Raw genomic sequence first — 3,982 nt, forward strand, 5'->3', positions numbered from 1 at the left:
CCCCGAGTATGTGGGCAAGCCCGCCCCGGCCAAGTTCACCGGCTCGGAGATCAAGTCGGCCGAGACCATCGAAAAAATCCGGATCGCAAGCCGGATCGCCGCACAGGCAATCGTCGAGGTCGGCAAACACATCGAACCCGGCGTGACCACGGACCAGCTGGACAAGGTGGGCCACGAGTTCCTCCTGGACCACCAGGCCTACCCGTCCACCCTGGGATACCGCGGATTCCCCAAGTCGCTGTGTTCGTCGCTTAACGAAGTGATCTGCCACGGCATCCCGGACAGCACGGTGGTGCAGGACGGCGACATCATCAATATCGACATCACCGCCTTCATCAACGGCGTCCACGGCGATACCAACTACACCTTCCTGGCAGGCGACGTCGACGACGAGTCGCGCCTGCTGGTCGAACGCACCCGCGAATCTCTCAACCGGGCCATCAGGGCCGTCGCTCCCGGCCGCGAAATCAATGTGATCGGACGCGCGATCCAGTCGTACGCCAAGCGTTTCGGCTACGGTGTGGTGCGGGACTTCACCGGCCATGGGGTCGGGGAAGCCTTCCACACCGGGCTCATCATCCCGCACTACGATGCAGCCCCCGCCTACAACACAGTGATCGAGACGGGCATGGTCTTCACCATCGAACCCATGCTGACGCTCGGTACGGTTGAATGGGACATGTGGGAGGACGACTGGACGGTGGTCACCCGCGACCACAAGCGTACGGCCCAGTTCGAGCACACCCTGCTGGTGACCGAGTCCGGCGCCGAAATCCTTACCCTGCCCTGAAATCCGTGCTGGTCAGCCACCCGGCCGCCCCGCACGCCCTTCCACGAACGGAACAACATTGGCCAAGAAGGACGAGAAGTCGCACAAGAACTCCCCGCTGATCGGAATCGACATCGGCGGAACGGGAATCAAGGGCGGCATAGTCGACCTGAAAAAAGGCAAGCTCCTCGGCGAGCGGTTCCGTGTGCCGACGCCCCAGCCCGCCACCCCTGAAGCCGTTGCCGAGGTAGTAGCCCAGGTAGTGGCCGAGCTCTCCGCCCGCCCGGAGGCGCCGGCCGCCGACTCACCCGTTGGCGTCACGTTCCCCGGCATCATCCAGCATGGCGTCGTCCATTCGGCGGCCAATGTGGACAAGAGCTGGCTCAACACTGACATCGACGGTCTGCTGACGGCGCGGCTGGGCCGGCCTGTTGAGGTCATTAACGACGCCGACGCCGCCGGGCTGGCTGAGGCACGCTACGGCGCCGGTGCCGGCGTCGAAGGTACCGTCCTGGTCATCACACTGGGCACCGGAATCGGTTCGGCCTTTATCTTCGACGGCCGCCTGGTCCCCAACGCTGAGCTGGGCCACCTTGAGATCGACGGCTTCGACGCCGAAAGCAAAGCCTCGGCGGTTGCCCGGGAGCGGGACGGGCTGAGCTGGGATGAGTACAGCGTGCTGCTGCAGCGCTACTTCTCCCACGTGGAGTTCCTTTTCTCCCCGGAACTCTTCATCGTGGGCGGCGGCATCTCCAAACGGGCCGACGAATACCTGCCCAACCTCAGGCTGCGGACGCCTATTGTGCCCGCAAAACTGAAGAATGAGGCCGGAATTGTTGGCGCCGCCGTCGAGATTGCCGTGAAGCACAAGCTGACCAAATAAAGCAGGAGAGCCGGTGGCGGCAGCGGCTTCCCCTCCGCTGCCACCACCGGAAGTTTTACAGGGGGGTCTTCTCGGAGCTCTTGGTGCCCTTGACGGTTTCTTGGGTGGCCACTTCGGCCGACTCATGACGGAGCAGGGCGATGGCCGTCTCGAAGTCCTCCAGCGACTCGAATGCCTGGTAGACGCTGGCGAAGCGCAGATAGGCCACCTGGTCGAGTTTCTGCAGGGGTCCAAGAATGATCAGCCCCACCTCGTGGGCGTCAATTTCCGCCGCACCGGAGGCACGGATCTGCTCCTCAACCTCCTGGGCCAGGAGCGCCAGGTCATCCTCGCTGACAGGGCGTCCCTGGCAGGCCTTGCGTACGCCGTTGATGACCTTGCTCCGGCTGAACGGTTCGCCCACACCGGAACGCTTGATGACCGAGAGGCTGGTTGTTTCCACGGTGGTGAACCTGCGGCCGCATTCCGGGCACTGACGACGACGCCGGATAGCTGAGCCGTCGTCGGCCATACGGCTGTCCACAACACGGGAGTCCGGATTACGGCAGAACGGACAGTACATAATGTCCCCTCCCTGTTGTTTCTTCTGGCCGTCTATCAGTCTACGACTACATATAGCGGAATAACAATCCTGTAATTACTACATGTAGTGGGTTGCCGGCCGGCGTGGGTTGGTCAGGAATCTTGCGGGAACCGCGCGGTCACCGCTTCGCCGTGGGCGGGAAGGTCCTCGGCAGCGGAGAGGCTCACGATGTGGCCGCTGACCTCCTGCAGCGCCGCTTTGCTGTAGTTCACCACCTGGATTGCCCGCAGGAACGTGGTCACGTTCAGCCCGGAGGAAAACGCGGCAGTACCGCTGGTGGGCAGCACGTGGTTAGAGCCTGCGCAGTAATCCCCCAGGCTGACGGGACTGTAGTCCCCCACGAAAATGGCGCCGGCGTTGCGGATCCTGGCGGCCACAGCCGGTGCGTCCGCCGTCATGATTTCAAGGTGCTCAGCGGCATAGGCGTCACATGCGGCGATGCCCTGCTCCAAGTCCTCCACCAGGACAACTCCGGACTGCGGGCCGGCGAGAGCCTGGCGAACCCGCGCAGCGTGCTTGGTACCGGCCGACTGCCGTTCCAGTTCCAGGCGGACAGCGGCGGCCAGGTCCTCGGAATCGGTGATGAGTACCGACGCGGCCTGAGGATCGTGCTCGGCCTGGCTGATCAGGTCAGCGGCCACCAGGGCGGGTTGGGCGGAGGAATCGGCCAGAATGGCGATCTCTGTGGTGCCTGCCTCGGAGTCGATTCCCACCAGGCCTTTAACCAGGCGTTTCGCGGTTGCCACGAAGATGTTACCCGGACCCGTGACAACATCCACGGGCTCCAGCGCCGGTCCGGCGTCACTGGCCTGCACACCGTGGGCGAAAGCGGCGATGGCCTGGGCGCCGCCGATGGCGTACACCTCGTCGATCCCGAGCAGCGCCGCCGCCGCGAGGATGGTGGGGTGCGGTAGTCCGTTGAAGTCCTTCTGCGGCGGCGATGCCAGGGCAATGGATTCTACGCCCGCGGCCAGGGCAGGAACCACGTTCATGATCACGGATGACGGGTAGACGGCCAGGCCACCGGGGACGTAGAGGCCGACGCGTGCTACCGGAACCCAGTTCTGGCTCACCAGGGCGCCATCCCCGAGCTCGACGTCGATGTTGCGGGGCCGCTGTCCATCGGCGAACCGCCGGGCGCGGCTGATCGATTCCTCCAGGGCCCTGCGGACCGCAGGATCCAGGTTTGCCAAGGCACTGGCCAAAGCTTCGGCCGGGACCCGCGGGTGTTGCTGCTGAACACCATCAAACGTCAGAGCGAGTTCGCTGAGGGCCGCGAAGCCCCGGGTGCGGACCGCCCGGATGATGTCCAGGACCTTCTGCTCCGCGTCCGCCATCGTCTGGTGCTGCGCGCGGGGAACTGCCGCCCGCAAACCGGCCAGCGTCAGGTCCCGTCCGCGAAGATCGACTGTACGGAAACTGAGCGCTGCGGCAGAGGCAGGGGCAGGAAATTCAGGAGTAATGGTCACCGGTCCATTTTACGCACCCGGCGCGGTGCCGCCGGCTAACGGCAGGCCTTCACCTTCCGGTCCCCGCCGGAGAAGGTTCAACAGGCTCAGCACGAAGACCGAAACGGCCGTCGCGGCCGGCCACAGGAGCAGCACCGAGAGGGACCGGAGCGAAAAGGCCACGCTGGCGTTGACAGTGGTGTCGGCAGGCCCGCCCCAGAGCTGTGCTGCGAGCATTCCGGTCTGCCATGCGGCAAGGGCGCCGGCCAGGCCGCCCGCCAGGCTGAGGAGGAAGGCCG

4 protein-coding genes and 1 pseudogene are annotated in these 3,982 nt (G+C 64.9%); 2 read left to right on the plus strand and 3 right to left on the minus strand.

Annotated elements, in window-relative coordinates:
- On the plus strand, positions 1 to 790 hold a 790-nt coding region (gene map, locus DBR22_RS21480; RefSeq protein WP_108600661.1), incomplete at its 5' end, for a type I methionyl aminopeptidase.
- A 58-nt stretch (positions 791 to 848) separates the two neighbouring features.
- Positions 849 to 1,652 carry a polyphosphate--glucose phosphotransferase gene (ppgK, locus tag DBR22_RS21485; protein WP_108600662.1) on the plus strand — a complete coding sequence of 268 codons (804 nt, stop codon included), beginning with the start codon at positions 849 to 851 and terminating at the stop codon, positions 1,650 to 1,652.
- A gap of 55 nt (positions 1,653 to 1,707) precedes the next feature.
- Here ppgK and nrdR read toward each other — a convergent pair whose 3' ends face one another.
- The 3 genes and pseudogenes from nrdR to DBR22_RS24035 form a co-directional block, all read right to left on the minus strand.
- Positions 1,708 to 2,214: a transcriptional regulator NrdR gene (gene nrdR / locus DBR22_RS21490; RefSeq protein ID WP_108600663.1), complete on the minus strand. Its 507-nt coding sequence runs from the start codon at positions 2,212 to 2,214 to the stop codon at positions 1,708 to 1,710.
- 113 nt (positions 2,215 to 2,327) lie between these two features.
- On the minus strand, positions 2,328 to 3,704 hold the full coding sequence (gene hisD / locus DBR22_RS21495; RefSeq protein ID WP_108600664.1) for a histidinol dehydrogenase: 1,377 nt from the start codon (positions 3,702 to 3,704) through the stop codon (positions 2,328 to 2,330).
- A gap of 9 nt (positions 3,705 to 3,713) precedes the next feature.
- A pseudogene (locus tag DBR22_RS24035) lies at positions 3,714 to 3,982 on the minus strand (hypothetical protein); the annotation flags it as partial.

This window comes from Arthrobacter sp. HMWF013 (assembly GCF_003061105.1).
Taxonomy (GTDB): domain Bacteria; phylum Actinomycetota; class Actinomycetes; order Actinomycetales; family Micrococcaceae; genus Arthrobacter.

Coding starts and splice junctions, on each gene's coding strand:
- nrdR (WP_108600663.1), bottom strand. CDS start 2,214: ATGTACTGTCCGTTCTGCCGTAATCCGGACTCCCGTGTTGTGGACAGC.